We start from the raw sequence: 19,395 nt of genomic DNA, 5'->3' as shown, positions 1-19,395 counted from the left end.
CGGGGCGGCGCCTCAGAACTTCACTCCGGCTATCAGGATGATGTTCGCGTAGGGCGTGCATTCGCCCGTGCGCACCATGGCGCGCGCTTTCGCGGTGCGGCGCTTGAATTCCTCGTGCGACACCGTCTGCGGCTCGATGCCAAGCGATTGCGGATACCAGCCCGGCAGATTCTTCGCATCGCCCAGCGCCTCGTCGGCCACAACGATGCCTTCCACCTGCATTTCCGACAGCACTGCCTGCAGCACATCATCGAGCCGCGGCACGCCGCGTGCCACCGCGAGGTCGATGCGGCGCGGGCCGTCCGGAATGGGCAGGCCGGCGTCGCCGAGCACGAGCATGTCGCCGTGGCCCAGCGAGGCGATCACGTGGGACAGTTCGGCGTGCAGCAGGGGAGAGCGTTTCACAGCTTGATCCAGTCGGGAGGCATGGGGCTGCGCAGCACGGCGTCGCGCTGCGGAATGGAGGGCTGGGCGCCGGGCTGCTGGATGCACAGCGCCGCGGCGCGGATGCCCAGGCGCACGGCCTCGTCGAAGCTCTGGCCTTCGCCCAGCGCGACGGCGAGCGCGCCCAGGAATGTGTCGCCGGCGGCCGTGGTGTCGACGGCCTGCACCTTCGGCGCGGGGTGATGCCGCGCGCCGTCTGCATCGACGGCCACCGCGCCGCGCGAGCCCAGCGTGACGACCACGCGCGCGATGCCCCTGGCGCGCAGCGCCTGTCCGGCCCGGGCCGCCTCCTCGGGGCTGTCGGCCGACTGGCCGCACAGCGTCTGCGCCTCGATCTCGTTGACTACCAGCGTGTCGATCTTCGGCCACAGCGGCTCGGCGATGGGCTGCACCGGCGAGGGGTTCAGCAGCACCTTGCAGCCCGCCTTGTGCGCCACCGCGATGGCGCGCGCGACCTGCTCCAGCGGCGTCTCGAACTGCGCCACCAGAAATGCGGCGCCCTGCACCTGCTGCTTCAGCGCGGCCTCGTCGGCCTCGAGCCTGGCGTTGGCACCGGGAATCATCACGATGCGGTTCTGGCCGCTGTCCTCCACGAGGATCAGCGCCGTGCCGGTGGGCTCGCCGGCCACTGTGCGCAGGGCGGTGGTGTCGATGCCGTCGCGCTGCAGCGAAGCGCGCAGGGCCGCGCCGTGCGCGTCGTCGCCGACGCAGCCGATCATCCGCACGCTGCCGCCTTCGCGCGCGCAGCTCACGGCCTGGTTGGCGCCCTTGCCGCCGGGAATGTCGGCGATCGAGTGGCCCAGCAGGGTTTCGCCCGCGGCCGGCGCATGCGGCACGCGCACCACCAGGTCCATGTTGAGGCTGCCGAACACCACGATGCGCGGTGCGGCGGCGGGGCTCTTGCTGCCGCTGGAGGAAGACTTCAGGCTCACGAGGTGCGGGACTTTCGGGTTTGCGGGGAGGCCGTTTCGGCCGCGGCGGACGTGGCGGGGGCCGTGGCTTCGCGAAAGCTCGCGTGCCGCGCGGTCGAGGCGCGCACGCACAGCTCGGGCTGCAGCACCACCTTGCGCGCGTCGCGGCGCTTGCCGCCCACGCGCTCCAGCAGCATGTCGACAGCCAGTGCGCCGATGCGCTCCTTGGGCTGCGCCACGGTGGTGAGCGCGGGGCTGGTGTAGGCCGAGAGTTCGATGTCGTCGAAGCCGACGATCGAGAGTTCGTCAGGCACGCGCACGCCGCTTTCGTGCGCCGCGCGCAATGCGCCGATGGCCATCAGGTCGTTGCAGACGAAGACGGCCGAGGGCTTCTGCTCGGTGCGCAGGATGGCGTGCATCGCCTCGTAGCCGCCCTGGCTGGTGAAGCCGCCGCGCCACAGCAGCGTGTCGGCCTTCGCGATATCGGGCGTGGCGCCGGCTTCGGCCAGCGCCATGCGCCAGCCTTCGATGCGCTGCTCGCTGGGCATCACGCCCACCGGTCCGCCGATGCAGGCGATGCGCTTGTGGCCCAGCGACAGCAGGTGCCGCACGGCGAGCAGGCCGCCCTGCATGTGCGCGGTCTCGACCAGGTCGCAGACCGGGTTGGCGATCTCGCGGTCGACCAGCACGGTCGGCACGCGCAGGCCGTTCAGCTGCTTGGCCAGGTCGTTGTCGCCGCTCTCGCCGGTCGACACCACGATCAGCCCGTCGATGCGGCGCTCGGCCAGCACCTGCAGGTACACGCTCTGGCGGCGGGGCTCGTCGTCGGTGTTGCACAGCACCAGCGTGTAGCCGGCGCCGAAGCAACGGTCTTCCACGATGCGCACGATCTCGGCGAAGTAGGGGTTCGAGCTGTTGGGAATGAGCATGCCCAGCGTCGAAGTGGTGTTGCTCTTCAGGCTGCGCGCCATCGCGTTGGGCACGTAGCCCAGTTCGCGGATGGCGAGCTCCACGCGCTCGCGCACCTTGGCGCTCACGTGGCGGGTGTCGTTGACCACGTGCGAGACGGTGGTGACCGACACCTCCGCCTTCAGCGCGACGTCCTTGATGGTGGCCATGGCTTTTCTTCCTGTTCCTGTGTGAGCCGGGCGGTCAGGCCAGGCGGCGTTCCGCGCGGCGCTGGCGCAGCGTGTCGATGATGACCGCCACCACGATCACGGCGCCGGTGATGATCCGCTTGCTCGGCTCGCTCGCGCCCACCTGCGCCAGGCCGGCCTCGAGCACCGCGATGATCAGCACGCCGAAGAAGGTGTTGATCACCGAGCCGCGCCCGCCCATGAGGCTGGTGCCGCCGATGACCACGGCCGCGATCACCTGCAGCTCGATGCCGACGCCGGCGTTCGGGTCGGCGGCCTCCAGGCGCGCCGACTGCATCAGGCCCGCGAGCCCTGCCAGGAGGCCGGTGACGGCGAACACGATGATGCGGATCGGGCGCGGATCGACGCCCGCCAGGCGCATCGCCTCTTCATTGGTGCCGATGCCCACCACGTGGCGGCCGAACACGGTGCGCGTGAGCACCATCTGCCCGATGACCACCAGCACCACGGCCAGCACGAAGGCGGCGGAGATGCCGCCGATCCACGGCGCCGCGAGGCCCGAGATGGCGTCGCCCACGTACTGCGTGCGCGAATCGGTCACGAGGTAGGCGCCGCCGCGCACCGCCTCGAGCATGCCCAGCGACACGATGAAGCTCGGCAGCCGCCAGGCCACCGACACCGCGCCGGTGACCGTGCCGCAGACGAGCCCGGTGGCCAGGCCGAGCGCGGCGGCCAGCGGCACCGAGAGCTTCCACTCGAGGATGGCCGCGGCGGTGACGGCGGCGCTCAGTGCCAGCACCGAGCCCACCGAGAGATCGATGCCCGCGATGATCAGCACGAAGGTCATGCCGACCGCCATGACGGCCAGCGCGGGAATCTCGTTGGCGATGGAGACGAAGGTCTCGCGCGTCAGGAAGTATTCGCTGAGCGAGCCGAAGAGCGCGATCATGCCCACGAGCACGACCGTCAGGCCCAGGTAGGTGCCGAGCTGGCCCTTCAGCGCGGAGGGCGCGGGCGGCGGATTGGTTTTCGGGGTGGCGGCGGCGTTCATGGTGTGTCGGCGGTGACCGGGGTCGGATCGGAAACGGGGGATACCGTCGGCGGATTGGCTGCTGCTGCTGCGTGTCCCGTCGCGTCGCTGAATGCCGCGGCCAGCAGCGACTGCTCGGTCCATTCTCCGCGCTCGAACACGGCGACCAGGCGGCCGGCGCTCATCACGCCGATGCGGTCGCACATGGCCATGAGCTCGCGCAGGTCGCTCGACACCATCAGCAGGGCCTTGCCGGCGTCGGTCATCCGGTCGAGCTCGGCGTAGAGGTCGGCGCGCGCCCCCACGTCCACGCCGCGCGTGGGTTCGTCCAGCAGCAGCACCTTGCATTCGCGATGCAGCCAGCGCGCGAAAACCACCTTCTGCTGGTTGCCGCCGCTGAGCGTGGAAACCGGCTGTTCGATGCTGCGCGAGCGGATGCGAAGCAGCTCCACCAGCTTGCGCGCGATGCCGCGCTCTTTGGCGCCCTGCAGCCAGCCGGCGTGCGAGATCGCGCCCAGGTCGCTCAGCGTGGCGTTGACGCGGATCGACTGCGGCAGCAGCAGGCCCTGCGACTTGCGGTCTTCGGTAACGAGCCCGATGCCGGCGCGGATGGCCTGCATCGGCGAGCGCCAGCCCTTGCGCGCCTGCTGCACGGGCTGGTTGTTTTCATAAAGGGTGATCTCGCCGCGGTCGGCGCGGTCGGCGCCGAACAGCAGGCGCACCAGTTCAGTCCGCCCCGAGCCGACGAGGCCGGCCAGGCCCATGACTTCGCCCGCGTGCAGGTCGATGTCGACATCGCGAACGACCTGCGCCCGGCCGATGCCGCGCGCGCTCAGCAGCACCGGGCCCGCCACGCGGCGGTCGCGGCCCTCGTGCTCGTGCACCGCGCGGCCGACCATGCGCTGCACCAGTTCGGATTCGCGCACGCCGGCCATGGGGCGCACGTCCACCAGGCGGCCGTCGCGCAGCACCGCCACGCGGTCGGCGATGCGCTGAAGCTCTTCGAGGCGGTGCGACACGTAGACGATGGCCACGCCGCGCGCCTTCAGCAGGTCGATCTGCTCGAACAGGTGCGAGGTTTCGCGCGGGGTGAGCATGGCGGTGGGCTCGTCGAGCACCAGCACGCGCGTGTCGTCCTGCAGGTTGCGCGCGATCTCCACCATCTGCTGCTGGCCGATGCCCAGCCGCGCCACGGGCGTTGCCGGGTCGATGTTCTGCATGCCGATCTTGGCGAGCTGGCGCGCGGCCAACTCGTGCAGCTTGCCGCGGCGGATCCAGCCGGTCTTGTTGGGCAGGCGGTCGAGCAGCAGGTTCTCGGCCACAGACAGCGTGGTGACGAGGCCGAGCTCCTGCATGACCATGCGCACGCCCAGGCGCTCGGCGTCGCGGCGCGAGGTGGGCGCGAAGGGCTTGCCGTCGAGCAGCATCTGGCCGCGCGTGGGATGCACCAGGCCGCAGACGATCTTCGACAGCGTGCTCTTGCCGGCGCCGTTCTCGCCCGTGAGGGCCAGCACTTCGCCGGGGTTGAGCACGAGCGAGACGTCGTCCAGCACCGGCGCCGCGTAGTCCTTGCCCATGGCGCTCAGCGAGAGCACGGGCAGGGCCGTTGATGGGTTCATGGCGGCGGATGCGGTCAACGTCTGCGCTTTCTGGCTTCTTACTTGGAGTCTTTGGTGACCAGCACCACGTCGGTCTTCACTTCTGCAGGCATGTCGGCCTGCTTCTTGTTCTCGGCCAGCGCCTTCAGCGCGGTCTCGATGCCGAAGACGGCCTGCTTGGCGGCGAACTGGTCGGCGGTGGCGAGCACGCGGCCGTCCTTCAGCATCGGCTTGATGGCGCCGATGTTGTCGTAGCCCACCACCAGCACCTTGCCGGTTTTGCCGGCGGCCTTGACGGCGGCCACGGCGCCCAGCGCCATGCTGTCGTTGCCCGCGAGCAGCGCCTTCAGGTCGGGGTGCTCGCGCATCATGCCGGCGGCCACGGTGTTGCCCTTGTCGATTTCCCACTGGCCGGACTGCACGCCCACCACCGTCACGCCGGCGGCCTTCATCGCGTCCTGGTAGCCCAGCGTGCGCTGCTGCGCATTGAAGGTGGTCGACACGCCTTCGATGATGCCGACCTTGTCGCCCGACTTCAGCTCCTTGGCGAGCGCGTCGCCCACCAGCTTGGCGCCGGCACGGTTGTCGGGGCCGACGAACGGAACCTGGATGCCCTTTTCCTTCAGCGCTGCGGCGTCGAACTGGTTGTCGATGTTGACCACCAGGATGCCCTTGTCGATGGCCGCCTTGACCACCGGCACCAGCGCCTTCGAATCGGCCGGAGCGATGACCAGCGCGTTGATCTTCTGCGCCACCATCTGCTCGACCATCTTGATCTGCGCGGCGGTGTCGGTCTCGTCCTTGATGCCGTTGGCCACCAGCGTGTACTTCGAGGCGTTGGCCTTCTGGTGCGCCTTGGCGCCGTCTTCCATGGTGCGGAAGAACTCGTTGGCGAGCGACTTCATGACCAGCGCGACCTTTGGCTTTTCCTGAGCGAAGGCGGGCGTTCCGGCCATGGCGCCCAGCAGCGTCAGTGCGGCAGCGCTTTGCAGGGTACGGCGGGTGAACTTCATGGTGGATGTCTCCTGGGATTGGTTGATCGGAACGTGCGCCGGTCTTGGCCGGGGCGCCGATGTTAACTGAGGGAAACGTTTGCGCAAACGTTTGCCAGTCGGGTCTTACCCTGATGCATCCGGGTTGGGCGAATGCTGGCCGAAGACCTGCCCGGCGGGCGCGAAACCATGCTCGCCTAAAATCCGCGGTTATCCAAGAGGACCTCCCATGAGTTTGCAATGCGGCATCGTCGGCCTGCCCAACGTCGGTAAATCCACTCTTTTCAATGCGCTGACCAAGGCCGGCATCGCGGCGGAAAACTATCCCTTCTGCACCATCGAGCCCAACGTGGGCGTGGTGGAAGTGCCCGATCCGCGCCTCGACCAGCTCGCCGAGATCGTCAAGCCCGAGCGCGTGGTGCCCGCCATCGTCGAGTTCGTCGACATCGCAGGCCTGGTGGCCGGCGCCAGCACCGGCGAAGGCCTGGGCAACAAGTTCCTGGCCCACATCCGCGAGACCGACGCCACCGTCAACGTGGTGCGCTGCTTCGACGACGAGAACGTGGTGCACGTGGCCGGCAAGGTCGACCCGATCTCCGACATCGAAGTGATCCAGACCGAGCTGTGCTTGGCCGACCTCGCCACGGTCGAGAAGGCGCTGCACCGCCACACCAAGGTGGCCCGCTCCGGCGACAAGGATGCGCAGAAGCTCGTCGGCCTGCTCGAGCGCTGCCAGGCCGCGCTGAACGAGAACACGCCGGTGCGCGCGCTCGAGTTCACCAAGGAAGAGCAGCCCCTGGTCAAGAGCTTCACGCTGATCACCGCCAAGCCCGCGATGTTCGTCGGCAACGTGGCGGAAGACGGCTTCGAGAACAACCCGTACCTCGACCGCCTGCGCGAATACGCCGCCAAGCAGAACGCGCCCGTGGTCGCCATCTGCGCCAAGATCGAAGCCGACCTGGCCGAGATGGACGACGAGGACAAGAAGATGTTCCTCGCCGAGATCGGCCAGGAAGAGCCGGGCCTGAACCGCCTGATCCGCGCGGCCTTCAAGCTGCTGGGCCTGCAGACCTACTTCACCGCCGGCGTGAAGGAAGTGCGCGCCTGGACCATTCACATCGGCGACACCGGCCCCCAGGCCGCCGGCGTGATCCACGGCGACTTCGAGAAGGGCTACATCCGCGCCCAGACCATCGCCTTCGAGGACTACATCGCCTTCAAGGGCGAGCAGGGCGCGAAGGACGCGGGGAAGATGCGTTCGGAAGGCAAGGAATACGTCGTGAAGGATGGCGACGTGATGAACTTCCTGTTCAGTTCCTGATACCCGCCGGGTGAAATGCCCCGTTGATGAGTAGTCCCAAGATCGTCATCATCGCGGGCCCCAATGGCGCGGGCAAGACCACCTTCGCCCGTGCTTTTCTTCCGCAGGAAGCGCAGCTCTCGCGCTTCATCAATGCCGATCTGATTGCGGCGGGACTGTCGCCCTTCGCCCCGGAAGCGGAAGCTATCAAGGCCGGTCGTCTGATGCTGGAAGAGATCGCGGAATGCGTGCGTCGCCGGGAGAGTTTTGCTTTCGAGACCACGTTGTCGGGGCTGAGCTACCTGCGCCACATCGGCGCATGGAGAGCATCGGGCTATCACGTGAGTCTTTTCTTTCTGGCACTCCCGACGGCAGAATTTGCTGTTGCACGCGTGGCAGAACGTGTCCGGCAGGGCGGGCATCACATTCCTGAAGATGTGATTCGCCGCCGCTTCGAGGCAGGACGCAGGAACTTCGATGGCAGTTATCGCGCTGCTGTGGATGCCTGGGCGCTGTACGACAACGCCGGTGAGGAGCCGGCTCTCATTGAATGGGGTGAAGCACCGTGACCAGTGATCAACTCGCGCAGGCAAAGGACAAGGATCTCGCCGCTTCGCTGATCGCGATCCGGCGCGCAGCGCGGGCGGCGCGCGAAGCCGCAGTGCGCACCAACACCGCCATCGTGGTGCAGCGGGGCCAGAAGCCGGTTCGCATCACGGCTGAAGAACTGCGCAAGGCTGGAGTGAAGTAGGCACCGATCAACGTGCCGGCAGCTGTCGGCACGATATCGCAGGCCATCTGTCGGTCTAGCAGACCCGGCGCTAGACTCCGCGCGCTCCTTTCTTGCTAGCCAAATCCACCTCATGCTCACCGTCCACCACCTCAACAACTCCCGCTCGCAGCGCGTGCTCTGGCTGCTCGAAGAGCTCGAGCTGCCCTACGAGATCGTCCACTACCAGCGCGATCCGCAGACCATGTTGGCGCCCGCTTCGCTGCGGGCCGTTCATCCGCTGGGAAAGTCACCGGTTGTCACGACGGATGACGGACAGACGCTCGCGGAGTCGGGTGCGATCATCGAGACCATCATCGAGCGCTACGGCAACGGCCGTCTCGCGCCCGCGGCGGGTTCGCCGGAGGCGTTTCGCTATCGCTACTGGCTGCACTTCGCCGAAGGCACCGCCATGTCGCCGCTGCTGCTGAAGCTGGTGTTCGATCGCATCGAGACGGCGAAGATGCCTTTCTTCGCGAAGCCGATCGCCAAGGCGATCGCGGCGAAGACGAAGTCGGCGTTCATCAATCCGAACATCGCGAGCCACCTGAACTACATGGAAGCCGAGCTCGGCAAGAGCGAATGGTTCGCCGGCGATGCGTTCACGGGCGCGGACATCCAGATGAGCTTCGTGGTCGAGGCCGCGCGGGCGCGTGGCGGGCTCGATGCGAAGCGGCCGAAGCTGATGGCGTATCTGGAGCGCATCCATTCGCGCCCCGCATACAAGCGCGCGCTCGAGCGCGGCGGGCCCTACGAGTTGCTGAACTGAGCTCCCGGTTCCTCAGGAGGGGAACACGTAGAGCAGCGCGACCGTCATCGTGACGTAGCGCAGGAATTTCCCGATCGCCATGTAGGCCACGCATGGCCAGAACGGCAGCTTGAGCCAGCCCGCTACCGCGCACAGCGGATCGCCCACCAGCGGCAGCCAACTGAGCAGGCAGGCCTTCGGGCCGAGCTTCTCGAGCCAACCCAGAACGCGCACATGATGTTTCGAGTGCGAGTATTTGTCGGCCACCTTGTGCGCGCCGTAGCCCATCCACCAGTCGACCGCGCCGCCCAGCGTGTTGCCTACCGTGGCGACCGCGATGGCGGGCCAGAACATCTCGGGGTTGAGCTTGAGCAGGCCGAAGAGAAAGGGCTCGGAGCCCACCGGCAGAAGCGTTGCCGAGACGAAGGCGGCCACGAACAGGGTCGAGAGACCGTATTGCGGCAGCGCCAGCAGTGCAAGGAGGGAGTCGAGCCAGGCTTCCATAAGGTCGGCGCAGTATAGGCAGCGGCGGTGCCGCAACTGCGTGGGAGAAAGCCCCGGCGCGCACCGGTATTTGTACGGGGTACCGAGGCGCAAATCGTTTCAGTCGCTGAAATGCGGCGTGGCTACAATCGTGCCTCATTTTTCAGCAGCCGAACGCGCACGCTCCCCTTCCAAATGACCTTGCAGATCGGCAACCACACGCTGGAAAACCGCCTGTTCGTCGCGCCCATGGCCGGCGTGACGGACCGTCCCTTCCGCATGCTGTGCCGCGAACTCGGCGCCGGCTACGCGGTCAGCGAGATGGTCACTTCGCGCAAGGAACTCTGGGGTTCGCTCAAGACATCGCGCCGCGCCAACCACGACGGCGAGCCGGGCCCCATCGCGGTGCAGATCGCCGGCACCGATGCGGCCATGATGGCCGAGGCCACGGTCTACAACATCGAGCGCGGCGCGCAGATCATCGACATCAACATGGGCTGTCCGGCCAAGAAGGTCTGCAACAAGTGGGCGGGCTCGGCGCTGATGCGCGACGAGCCGCTGGCGCTCGAGATCGTGCAGGCCGTGGTCGACGCGGCGCAGCCCTTCGGCGTGCCGGTCACGCTCAAGATGCGCACCGGCTGGAGCGAAGAGCATCGCAATGCGGTGAAGCTGGCGCGCGACTTCGAATCGGCCGGCGTGCAGATGCTCACCGTGCACGGACGCACGCGCGAGCAGGGCTACAAGGGCTTCGCCGAGTACGACACCATCGCCGCCGTGAAGGCCGCAGTGCGCGTGCCAGTGGTGGCCAACGGCGACATCAATTCACCCGAGAAAGCGCGCGACGTGCTCGCGGCCACCGGCGCCGATGCGGTGATGGTCGGCCGCGCCGCGCAGGGCCGGCCGTGGATCTTCCGCGAGATCGCGCACTTCCTGGAAACCGGCACGCATCGTGCGCCGCCGCTGGTGGTGGAAGTTCGCCGCTTGCTGCTCGACCATCTCGTGGAGCACTATGCGCTCTACGGCGACTACAGCGGTGTGCGCACGGCGCGCAAGCACATCGGCTGGTACGTGCGGACGCTGCCCGAGGGCGAGGCGTTTCGCGCACGCATGAACACCATCGAGGACTGTGCCGAGCAATTGCGCGCGGTCGGCGACTATTTCGACGGGCTGGCGGACCACATGGACCGCATGCCCGTGCAGAGCCCGGCGGGCGACGACATGCCGGGCGAAGAAGAGGAGGCGGCCTGCGCCGTCCATTGAGAGAGGAAAAGAAGAAGCAATGAGCAAGAAACACATCGAGGACTGCGTGCGCACCAGTCTGGACAGCTACTTTCGCGATCTGCGCGGCACCGAACCCGACGGCATGTACGAAATGCTCGTGCGCGTGGTCGAGAAGCCCCTGCTCGATGTCGTGATGACGCGCGCCGAGGGCAATCAATCGAAGGCCGCGCAATGGCTGGGCCTGAACCGCAACACGCTTCGCAAGAAGCTGGTCGAACACAAACTCCTGAAATAACCCCACGGCATATCCAATGGCCCAGACAGCACTCATCTCCGTTTCCGACAAGACCGGCATTCTCGAATTCGCCCAGGCGCTGCATGCGCTGGGCATCAAGCTGCTGTCCACCGGCGGCACCGCCAAGCTGCTCGCCGACGCGGGTCTGCCCGTCACCGAAGTGGCGGACCACACCGGGTTTCCCGAAATGCTCGACGGCCGCGTGAAGACGCTGCACCCGAAGATCCATGGCGGCCTGCTCGCGCGCCGCGACCTGCCCGCGCACGTGGCCGCCATCAAGGAACACGGCATCGACACCATCGACCTGCTGGTGGTCAACCTCTATCCGTTCGAGGCCACCGTGGCCAAGCCCGGCTGCACGCTGGAAGACGCGATCGAGAACATCGACATCGGCGGCCCGGCCATGGTGCGCAGCGCTGCCAAGAACTGGAAGGACGTCGGCGTGCTGACCGACTCCTCGCAATATGCCGTGGCGCTGGCCGAGCTGAAGGCCGACGGCAAGCTCAGCGACAAGACCAAGTTCGCGTTCTCGGTGGCCGCGTTCAACCGCATCGCCGACTACGACGGCGCGATCAGCGACTACCTCTCGGCCATCGACTTCGACGCCAGCATCGGCCAGCCCGCGCCCAAGCGTTCGCTCTTCCCGGCGCAGAGCAACGGCCGCTTCGTGAAAGTGCAGGACCTGCGCTACGGCGAGAACCCGCACCAGCAGGCCGCGTTCTACCGCGACCTGCATCCGGCGCCCGGCTCGCTGGTGTCGGCGAAGCAGCTGCAGGGCAAGGAGCTGAGCTACAACAACATCGCCGACGCCGATGCGGCGTGGGAGTGCGTGAAGAGCTTCGACGTGCCCGCCTGCGTGATCGTGAAGCACGCCAACCCGTGCGGCGTGGCCATCGGCAAGGACGCGGCCGAGGCTTACTCCAAGGCCTTCAAGACCGATCCGACCTCGGCCTTCGGCGGCATCATCGCCTTCAACCGTCCGGTGGACGGCGCGACCGCGCAGGAAATCGCCAAGCAGTTCGTCGAAGTGCTGATGGCGCCCGGCTACACGCCCGAGGCGCTCGAGGTGTTCCAGGCCACCAAGGCCAAGCTCAACGTGCGCGTGCTCGAGATCGCGTTGCCCAAGGGCGGCTCCACCGACTGGGATAACGGCCGCAACGCCATGGACGTGAAGCGCGTGGGCTCGGGCCTGCTGATCCAGACGGCCGACAACCACGAGCTCGCCGCCAGCGACCTCAAGGTGGTCAGCAAGAAGCAGCCGACGCCGCAGCAGCTGCAGGACCTGCTGTTCGCATGGAAGGTCGCGAAGTACGTGAAGAGCAACGCGATCGTGTTTTGCGCCAACGGCATGACCATGGGCGTGGGCGCGGGCCAGATGAGCCGCCTCGATTCGGCGCGCATCGCCAGCATCAAGGCCGAGCACGCCGGCCTGTCGCTGAAGGACACGGCCGTGGCCAGCGACGCCTTCTTCCCGTTCCGCGACGGCCTCGACGTGGTGGTGGACGCGGGCGCGAGCTGCGTGATCCAGCCGGGCGGCTCGATGCGCGACCAGGAAGTGATCGACGCTGCCGACGAGCGCGGCGTGGTGATGGTGCTCTCGGGCGTGCGGCATTTCCGCCACTGACGATGAAGGCGCAGCCGTCCTGCAGGCAGAGCGGCCTCCACGAAAAAAGCCGGCAGCGATGCCGGCTTTTTCAATGGGCGACGAAGGTTGCGGTTGCCGCTACTCGTGGTTGCCGAAGCGGTACTTCAGCTGGAAGGTGACCGCGCCGTACAGCCGGTTCTTGATCGTCGGCACGTAGGCGATGTTGAGGCCCCAGTTCTTGCCTTCGATGGCGGCCACCGGAAGGATGGCGGGGAACCAGTTGCCGTTGCGGTAGTTCGGGTAGCCGTCGAAGCCGCCCACCACGGCGCCGAACTTCACGCCGTAGAACTCGAATGGCAGCGCGTACAGGCCCACGTAGTTCGACTGCCGGCGATCGCTGTTGCGGAAGGTGCCCGCCGTGACGCGGAAGGTGTCGTTCAGCGGGTACTCGAAGCCCAGTCCCTGGTTGACGTTCTCCAGGCCCTTGCCGCTGTCGAAGTGCGCGGAATAGAAGCCCGGGTTGATCCAGATGTTCTTCGGATCGAAGGACGACTCCTGCGCTGCCGCGAAGCCGGGAATGAGAAGAGCGATGCTCAGAACCGGCAGCGTGCGCAGGGAGTTCATGGGCTAGGGTGTCCTGAAGATTTGTCGTGCGGCTTCGATGGTGGCGGCGATGTCGTCGTCGCTGTGGGCTGCGCTCACGAAACCTGCTTCGTAAAGCGCGGGCGCAATATACACGCCGCGATCCAGCAAACCGTGAAACAACGCATTGAATTTCGCGTTGTCGGTTGTCATCACGGTGGAATAGTTTTGGGGCAGGTCGTTCATCAGGAAGAAGCCGAACATGCCGCCTTCGCTGTCGGCGCTGAAGGGCCGGCCTTCGGCCGCGGCTGCGGCCTTCAGTCCGTCGACGAGCGAGCGCGTCTTCTTGCCGAGCGCCTCGTAGAAACCGGGCTTCGCGATTTCCTTCAGCGTGGCGAGGCCGCAGGCCGTGGCCACCGGGTTGCCCGACAGCGTGCCCGCCTGGTAGACCGGCCCCAGCGGCGCGAGCTGCTCCATGATCGAACGCGGGCCACCGAAGGCCGCGAGCGGCATGCCGCCGCCGATGACCTTGCCGAGTACCGTGAGGTCGGGCTTGATGCCCAGCACGCCCTGCGCGCCGTGCAGGCCCACGCGAAAGCCCGTCATCACCTCGTCGAAGACCAGCAGTGCGCCGTGCTGCGTGCAGAGCTCGCGGCAGCGGCGGGCGAACTCGGGCGTGGCGCGCACGAAGTTCATGTTGCCGGCGATCGCCTCGATCATCAGGCAGGCGATGTCGTTGCCGTGCAGCGCGAAGGCTTCTTCCAGCTGCTGCAGGTTGTTGTACTCGAGCACGATGGTGTGCTGCACCACCTCGGGCGGCACGCCGGCGGAGGTGGGGTTACCGAAGGTGGCGAGGCCGGAGCCGGCCTTCACCAGCAGCGCGTCGGCGTGGCCGTGATAGCAGCCCTCGAACTTGACGATGCTCTTGCGACCGGTGGCGCCGCGCGCCAGGCGCAGGGCGCTCATGGCGGCCTCGGTGCCGGAGCTGACCAGCCGCACCATCTCCATCGACGGCACCAGCGCGAGGATGGCCTCGGCCAGCTCGACCTCGCGTTCGGTCGGCGCGCCGTACGAGAAGCCTTCGAGCACGGCCTTCTGCACCGCCTCGACCACGGCGGGGTGGCCGTGGCCCAGGATCATCGGGCCCCAGGAGCCGATGTAGTCGATGTAGCGCTTGTCGTTGGCGTCCCAGAAATAGGCGCCCTGGGCGCGCTGGACGAAGCGGGGCGTGCCGCCCACGGCCTTGAAGGCGCGCACGGGCGAGTTCACGCCGCCGGGAATCACGGCGCGGGCGCGCTCGAAAAGAATGTCGTTGCGGTCGGTCATCGGATCAGTGTCGGGTGTCGTGTGGGGGGAGGGCGAAATCGGGCGGGGCGTCGGGGTCCTCGCCGTCTTCGTCGTCCTCGGGTTCGGCCCAGAACAGGCGGTCGGGCAGCACGTGGCCCATGCCCGGGCGGAAGCCCGCGTCGAGGCAGCGGTCCATGTAGGCCAGCGCCTCCGTGGTCGCGGCCACCAGGTCGGTGCCGCTGGCGAGCAGGGCGGCCAGCGCGGCCGAAAGAGTGTCGCCCGCGCCGGCGAAGACGGCCTCGAGCCGCTCGTACTTCTCGCTGGCCAGCACCGACTGCGGCGAGGCTAGCACGTTGTCGATGAACTGGTCGGGCAGCACCAGGCCGGTCACCAGCGTGTAGGGCACGCCGAACTCGCCGGCGGCCTTGGCGATGTCGCGCGCGCCGGGCGGGCGATCGCCGTTCCAGTCCGGAAGCAGCCAGCGCCACAGGGTGCTGTGGTTTCCAACCAACACCGTCGTCTGGGGCAGAACAAGCTCCCGGAAAGCGTCCAGATAGGGCTCGATCAGGTTCTCGTCCCACCACGACAGGTTGGGCATGTACGCCACCACGGGCACTTCCGGATAGTCGGCGGCGGTTTCCGCGATGGTGCTGAGCGCCTCGGTGGTGCCGGCGAAGCCAACCTTGATCAGTTGGACCTCAACATCCTCCAGGATCGAGCGCGCCTGCTCGGCGATGGCTTCCTCGTCGAAGGGGAAGTGGTCGAAAATCTCGGCCGTGTCGCGGGCGTAGGCCCCCGTGACGACCGGCAGGATGTGTGCGCCTACCGACCCCATGGCCAGGGCGTCTGCGCCCAGCCCGCCCGCGCCGCTGGGATCGCTGGCATTGAACACCAGCACGCAGGGGGGATTCAGGTCGTGTTCGGCCGGCTGGCCGTCATCCTGCGAGGGGTCGTTAAGATCGCCCGGTTTACGGGCGTTGTCTGCTGGAAGTAAGTAGATGGTCATACGCCGTGCGGAATCCCCTGGATGGTGGCATAGGCGCGACGTTTACAGTCTGCCAGAGAGATACGCATAGATACACTCGTTGCATTTAATGAACAAGGACTTTAAGCTCCGATGAATACGAAAACTTGGATGTGCCTGATTTGTGGGTGGATCTATGACGAAGCGGTTGGTGTACCGGAAGACGGCATCGCGGCAGGCACGGCCTGGGCCGATGTCCCGATGAACTGGACCTGTCCTGAGTGCGGTGCGCGCAAGGAAGACTTCGAAATGGTTGAAATCTGAAAGCATGGCATAGATAGAGCTACGCGGTCTGCGTCGGTGTTCGGCGCGGCGGGCTTCCAAGTCTCATGAGCAGGAGCGTTTGCAATGGGCCCGAATGGATCTGGTTACAAGGTGCTGGTCATCGACGACAGCAACACCATCCGGCGCAGTGCCGAGATTTTTCTGAAGCAGGGTGGGCACGAGGTTCTTCTCGCGGAAGACGGCTTCGACGCGCTCTCCAAGGTTAACGACCACAAGCCGCATCTGATTTTCTGCGACATCCTGATGCCGCGTCTCGACGGCTACCAGACCTGCGCCATCATCAAGCGCAACGCCCACTTTTCCAACGTCCCGGTCGTCATGCTGTCTTCGAAAGACGGTGTATTCGACAAGGCACGCGGCCGCATGGTCGGTTCCCAGGACTACCTGACCAAGCCTTTCACCAAAGACCAGCTGCTGCAGGCCGTGCAGCAGTTTGGCACCGTTCAACAGGAAGCGCAGTAATGCCTATTCGAAAAATCCTCGTCGTCGACGACTCCAAGACGGAACTGGTGTTCCTGTCCGACCTCCTCCAGAAGAACGGCTTTGCCGTCAAGACGGCGGAAAACGCCGACGACGCCATGCGCCGCCTCGAGGAAGAGCACCCCGACCTGATCCTCATGGACGTGGTCATGCCCGGCCAGAACGGCTTCCAGCTCACGCGCGCCATCGCCCGCGACCCGAAGTACGCCGCCATCCCGATCATCCTGTGCACCAGCAAGAACCAGGAAACCGACCGTGTCTGGGGCATGCGCCAGGGCGCTCGCGACTACATCGTGAAGCCGGTCAACGCAGCCGACCTGATGTCCAAGATCAGCGCGCTGAACTGAGCGAAAGCCTGCCGAGTCCATGGCGAATCGCGATGCTCTGAGAGCCTTCCAGTCCCGGCTGGCGAGCCGCCTGCAGGCCGCTCGCACGACGGGCGTGGCCGCCACGTGGCTGGCGGTCGAGGCTGGCGAGGGCAAATACCTCTTTCCGCTGGGACACGCCGGCGAAATCTTTCCCTGGACGCCACCGCAGCCCGTGCCCTACACGGAGCCGTGGTTCCTCGGCGTTGCCAACCTGCGCGGCGGCCTGTACGGCGTCGTGCAGCTTTCGGCATTCGCCACCGGCGTTCCTACCGCGCTGGCCGCCACCGAGGCGGCCCGCATCCAGTCGCGGCTCGTTGCTTTCAACGAGCTGCTCGAAGTCAACTGCGCATTGCTGGTCGATCGACTGGCGGGGTTGCGGGGGGCGGAGGCCTTCACGGCGTCCGAGCCTCCTGGCGCAGAAGCACCTGCCTGGCATGGGCATCTGTTTACCGACGCGGCGGGGGAGCGCTGGCAGGAAGTCAACCTGCAGGCGCTTTCGCAGCAACCCCAGTTTTTGAGTATTGGTGCGTAGCAGTGCCCCCGCACGCCGTACCGGAAACCACCTGAAGGACCGACCGTGAGCTCGATCGCCGACAAGTTCAAGAAATTACTGCCCGTGAGCAACGGGAACGACAAGGCCCGCGTCGATGGCTCCGGTTCGATATCGATCGACGATGTCGACACCGTCCAGGTTCCGGACGAGAAAACCGTGCGCCTCGCCAAGAAGGGCGCCGCGCCCGCCGACACCAGCTTCGGCGACGTCGACCTGCCCGGCGGCGGCGACGCCGCCAACGAACCCGGCGCCGCGGCCGTCGAGGCACTGCCCGACGCCACCGGCGGCCGTGCGGGCTCCAACCCCGCGAAGCAGCAGCGTATCCTGGCCATCATGCTGGCGATCGTCGTGTTGCTGCTGCTGCTGGTCGCAGGCTCCGCAATTCTTCGCGCCGAACGCCTCGCGCAGCAGGTGGCGGCCACCGGCCAGTCGCTGATGCAGTCGCAGCGTCTCGCCAAGTCGATCTCGCAGGCCCTCGTCGGCAGCGCGTCGGCCTTCGTCGAAGTGAAGGACGCCGCGGACGACCTCACGCGCCGCGTGCAGGGCCTGACCAACGGCGACGACTCCCTGCGCCTGGAGCGCGTGGGCAACCAGTACGACGAGGAGATGAACAAGATCAATCCTCTCGTCAGCCGCGCCGACGCGAGCGCCAAGGTCGTGCTGGCCCAGCGCCAGATCCTGACGCAGGTGGGCGCCGCTCTGCGCGACATCAACCAGCAGTCGTCCACGCTGCTCGAGATGACGGAAACCGTCGCCTCGCTGAAGATGCAGCAGAACGCCACGCTGCCCGAGATCTCGGCCGCCGGCCAGCTCGTGATGCTGACGCAGCGCATCGGCAAGTCGACCAACGAGTTCTTCACGGTCGAGGGCGTGAACCCCGACGCCGTGTTCCTGCTGGGCAAGGACCTGAACACCTTCCAGGAAACCACCCGCGGCCTGCTCGACGGCAATGCGCAGCAGCGCTTCCCCGGCTCTAAGGACCCGCAGACGCGCCAGCAGCTCGAAGCCATCCTGAAGACCTACGAGCAGATGCGCACGCAGGCATCGGCCATTCTGGGCAACCTGCAGGGCCTGGTGGCCGCGCGCGAAGCGCAGGCATCCATCTTGACCGACAGCGAGCCGCTGCGTAAGTCGCTCGGCGACCTGCAGGAAAAGCTCTCCGCCCGCACCGGCCTGGGCGCCGGCACCATCGTGCTGCTGTTCGTGCTGTCGCTGGCCGCCCTGGCACTCGCCGGTGCCATCGGTTTCGTGCAGGTGCGCGAAGGCCGCGAACGCGCCGCCGTCGCCGAACGCGAGCGTCTGGCCGCCGAACAGGCTTCCGACGAAGCCAGCCGCGTGAACAACGCCAACCAGGCCGCCATTCTTCGGCTGATGAACGAACTGCAGACAGTGGCCGAAGGCGACCTGACGCAGGAAGCGACCGTGACCGAGGACATCACCGGCGCCATCGCCGACTCGGTGAACTACACGGTGGAAGAACTGCGACTGCTGGTGGGCAACGTGCAGAACACGGCGACCCGCGTGGCGCAGACGACGTCGCAGGTGGAAAGCACCTCGACCGAACTGCTGGCGGCTTCCACCGAACAGCTGCGCGAGATTCGCGAAACCGGCCAGTCGGTGCTGACCATGGCCGAACGAATCAACGGCGTGTCCACGCAGGCGCAAGAGTCCGCCACGGTGGCGCGCCAGTCGCTGCAGGCCGCGTCCTCGGGCCTGCAGGCCGTGCAGAACGCCATCGGCGGCATGAACTCCATCCGCGACCAGATCCAGGAAACCTCCAAGCGGATCAAGCGCCTGGGCGAATCCTCGCAGGAGATCGGTGAAATCACCGAGCTGATCTCGGACATTACCGAACAGACGAACGTGCTGGCTCTGAACGCCGCCATTCAGGCAGCGTCCGCCGGTGAAGCCGGTCGGGGCTTCTCGGTGGTGGCGGAAGAAGTTCAGCGACTGGCCGAGCGCTCCGCGGACGCCACGCGCCAGATCTCGGCGCTGGTGAAGGCGATTCAGACCGACACGCAGGACGCGGTGGGCGCCATGGAGCGTTCCACGCAGGGTGTGGTCGAAGGGGCCAAGCTGTCCGACAACGCGGGTACCGCGCTGTCCGAGATCGACCGCGTGTCGCGCCGACTCGCCGACCTGATCGAGCAGATTTCGCAATCCGCCTCCCGCGAAGCCGATTCGGCCAACGTGGTGGCCGCGAACATCCAGCACATTTTCGCGGTGACGGAACAGACCGGAGAAGGTACGCGTACCACGGCCCAGCAGGTGCGCGAACTCTCGCAGATGGCCGAAGAACTGCGTCGTTCGGTGGCCCGTTTCAAGATTGCCTGACAACAGATA

At 66.8% G+C, this 19,395-nt stretch carries 22 protein-coding genes; 12 read left to right on the top strand and 10 right to left on the bottom strand.

Features of this window, described 5'->3' with window-relative positions; genetic code table 11:
- Nucleotides 1–12 precede the first annotated feature (12 nt).
- From rbsD to SFB74_RS28730, 6 genes are all read right to left on the bottom strand, one after another.
- Nucleotides 13–405, bottom strand: coding sequence for a D-ribose pyranase (rbsD, locus tag SFB74_RS28755; RefSeq protein WP_432727820.1), 393 nt, complete (start codon nt 403–405; stop codon nt 13–15).
- On the bottom strand, nt 402–1,298 hold the full coding sequence (gene rbsK, locus SFB74_RS28750; protein ID WP_432732014.1) for a ribokinase: 897 nt from the start codon (nt 1,296–1,298) through the stop codon (nt 402–404). Before rbsK ends, rbsD begins: the two co-directional genes overlap by 4 nt.
- 74 nt (nt 1,299–1,372) lie before the next feature.
- Nucleotides 1,373–2,473, bottom strand: coding sequence for a LacI family DNA-binding transcriptional regulator (locus SFB74_RS28745; RefSeq protein WP_432727819.1), 1,101 nt, complete (start codon nt 2,471–2,473; stop codon nt 1,373–1,375).
- A 34-nt stretch (nt 2,474–2,507) separates the two neighbouring features.
- Entirely contained in the window at nt 2,508–3,503 is a 996-nt protein-coding gene (locus tag SFB74_RS28740) for an ABC transporter permease (RefSeq protein ID WP_432727818.1), read from the bottom strand.
- Nucleotides 3,500–5,101: a sugar ABC transporter ATP-binding protein gene (locus tag SFB74_RS28735; RefSeq protein ID WP_432727817.1), complete on the bottom strand. Its 1,602-nt coding sequence runs from the start codon at nt 5,099–5,101 to the stop codon at nt 3,500–3,502. The genes SFB74_RS28740 and SFB74_RS28735 overlap by 4 nt, the downstream gene beginning before the upstream one ends.
- Before the next feature lie 38 nt (nt 5,102–5,139).
- Nucleotides 5,140–6,093, bottom strand: coding sequence for a sugar ABC transporter substrate-binding protein (locus SFB74_RS28730; protein WP_432727816.1), 954 nt, complete (start codon nt 6,091–6,093; stop codon nt 5,140–5,142).
- Between the two features lie 208 nt (nt 6,094–6,301).
- Between SFB74_RS28730 and ychF the strand changes: the two genes are divergently transcribed.
- The 4 genes from ychF (at nt 6,302) to SFB74_RS28710 (ending at nt 8,910) form a co-directional block, all read left to right on the top strand.
- Nucleotides 6,302–7,393: a redox-regulated ATPase YchF gene (gene ychF, locus SFB74_RS28725; RefSeq protein WP_093205654.1), complete on the top strand. Its 1,092-nt coding sequence runs from the start codon at nt 6,302–6,304 to the stop codon at nt 7,391–7,393.
- A 26-nt stretch (nt 7,394–7,419) separates the two neighbouring features.
- Nucleotides 7,420–7,941 (top strand): zeta toxin family protein, encoded by a 522-nt coding sequence (locus SFB74_RS28720; RefSeq protein ID WP_432727815.1) that lies wholly within the window; start codon nt 7,420–7,422, stop codon nt 7,939–7,941.
- Nucleotides 7,938–8,123, top strand: coding sequence for a hypothetical protein (locus SFB74_RS28715; protein ID WP_126471195.1), 186 nt, complete (start codon nt 7,938–7,940; stop codon nt 8,121–8,123). Before SFB74_RS28720 ends, SFB74_RS28715 begins: the two co-directional genes overlap by 4 nt.
- Before the next feature lie 112 nt (nt 8,124–8,235).
- On the top strand, nt 8,236–8,910 hold the full coding sequence (locus tag SFB74_RS28710) for a glutathione S-transferase (protein WP_432727814.1): 675 nt from the start codon (nt 8,236–8,238) through the stop codon (nt 8,908–8,910).
- A gap of 12 nt (nt 8,911–8,922) precedes the next feature.
- On the opposite strand, the gene SFB74_RS28705 is transcribed toward SFB74_RS28710, so the two are convergent.
- A complete protein-coding gene (locus SFB74_RS28705) occupies nt 8,923–9,393 on the bottom strand; it encodes a YqaA family protein (RefSeq protein WP_125949473.1) in 471 nt (156 codons plus the stop codon).
- A 174-nt stretch (nt 9,394–9,567) separates the two neighbouring features.
- Between SFB74_RS28705 and dusB the strand changes: the two genes are divergently transcribed.
- The 3 genes from dusB to purH are packed head-to-tail and all read left to right on the top strand — an operon-like array spanning nt 9,568 to nt 12,512.
- Nucleotides 9,568–10,632, top strand: coding sequence for a tRNA dihydrouridine synthase DusB (dusB, locus tag SFB74_RS28700; RefSeq protein WP_432727813.1), 1,065 nt, complete (start codon nt 9,568–9,570; stop codon nt 10,630–10,632).
- Between the two features lie 19 nt (nt 10,633–10,651).
- The gene (locus tag SFB74_RS28695) at nt 10,652–10,888 is read left to right on the top strand and encodes a Fis family transcriptional regulator (protein ID WP_007838304.1); all 237 of its coding nucleotides are present in this window, start codon (nt 10,652–10,654) and stop codon (nt 10,886–10,888) included.
- Between the two features lie 16 nt (nt 10,889–10,904).
- Complete coding sequence (gene purH / locus SFB74_RS28690; RefSeq protein WP_432727812.1) at nt 10,905–12,512, top strand: bifunctional phosphoribosylaminoimidazolecarboxamide formyltransferase/IMP cyclohydrolase; 1,608 nt, start codon at nt 10,905–10,907, stop codon at nt 12,510–12,512.
- 99 nt (nt 12,513–12,611) lie between these two features.
- Here the strand turns inward: purH and SFB74_RS28685 are convergent, their stop codons facing one another.
- Genes SFB74_RS28685 through thiD form a run of 3 tightly spaced genes read right to left on the bottom strand, consistent with a single transcriptional unit; the run spans nt 12,612 to nt 15,348 of the window.
- Nucleotides 12,612–13,097 carry a hypothetical protein gene (locus SFB74_RS28685; protein WP_432727811.1) on the bottom strand — a complete coding sequence of 162 codons (486 nt, stop codon included), beginning with the start codon at nt 13,095–13,097 and terminating at the stop codon, nt 12,612–12,614.
- A gap of 3 nt (nt 13,098–13,100) precedes the next feature.
- Nucleotides 13,101–14,381, bottom strand: coding sequence for a glutamate-1-semialdehyde 2,1-aminomutase (gene hemL, locus SFB74_RS28680; RefSeq protein ID WP_432727810.1), 1,281 nt, complete (start codon nt 14,379–14,381; stop codon nt 13,101–13,103).
- Nucleotides 14,382–14,385: 4 nt separating this feature from the next.
- Nucleotides 14,386–15,348, bottom strand: a complete 963-nt coding sequence (thiD, locus tag SFB74_RS28675; protein WP_432727809.1) for a bifunctional hydroxymethylpyrimidine kinase/phosphomethylpyrimidine kinase — start codon at nt 15,346–15,348, stop codon at nt 14,386–14,388.
- 111 nt (nt 15,349–15,459) lie between these two features.
- Here thiD and SFB74_RS28670 point away from each other — a divergent pair, with 111 nt between their 5' ends.
- From SFB74_RS28670 to SFB74_RS28650, 5 genes are all read left to right on the top strand, one after another.
- On the top strand, nt 15,460–15,630 hold the full coding sequence (locus SFB74_RS28670) for a rubredoxin (protein ID WP_007838397.1): 171 nt from the start codon (nt 15,460–15,462) through the stop codon (nt 15,628–15,630).
- A gap of 84 nt (nt 15,631–15,714) precedes the next feature.
- A complete protein-coding gene (locus SFB74_RS28665; protein ID WP_019656274.1) occupies nt 15,715–16,113 on the top strand; it encodes a response regulator in 399 nt (132 codons plus the stop codon).
- A complete protein-coding gene (locus SFB74_RS28660) occupies nt 16,113–16,478 on the top strand; it encodes a response regulator (protein WP_093304503.1) in 366 nt (121 codons plus the stop codon). The genes SFB74_RS28665 and SFB74_RS28660 overlap by 1 nt, the downstream gene beginning before the upstream one ends.
- Before the next feature lie 19 nt (nt 16,479–16,497).
- Nucleotides 16,498–17,031 carry a chemotaxis protein CheW gene (locus SFB74_RS28655; RefSeq protein WP_176663434.1) on the top strand — a complete coding sequence of 178 codons (534 nt, stop codon included), beginning with the start codon at nt 16,498–16,500 and terminating at the stop codon, nt 17,029–17,031.
- A gap of 45 nt (nt 17,032–17,076) precedes the next feature.
- Nucleotides 17,077–19,386, top strand: a complete 2,310-nt coding sequence (locus SFB74_RS28650) for a methyl-accepting chemotaxis protein (protein WP_432727808.1) — start codon at nt 17,077–17,079, stop codon at nt 19,384–19,386.
- Nucleotides 19,387–19,395: the final 9 nt, after the last annotated feature.

Origin of the sequence: Variovorax xiamenensis (assembly GCF_050916385.1) — a bacterium.
GTDB lineage: Bacteria > Pseudomonadota > Gammaproteobacteria > Burkholderiales > Burkholderiaceae_C > Variovorax.
The sequence above is the reverse complement of the archived record's forward strand: the minus strand, read 5'-3'. Positions and strand labels throughout refer to the sequence as shown.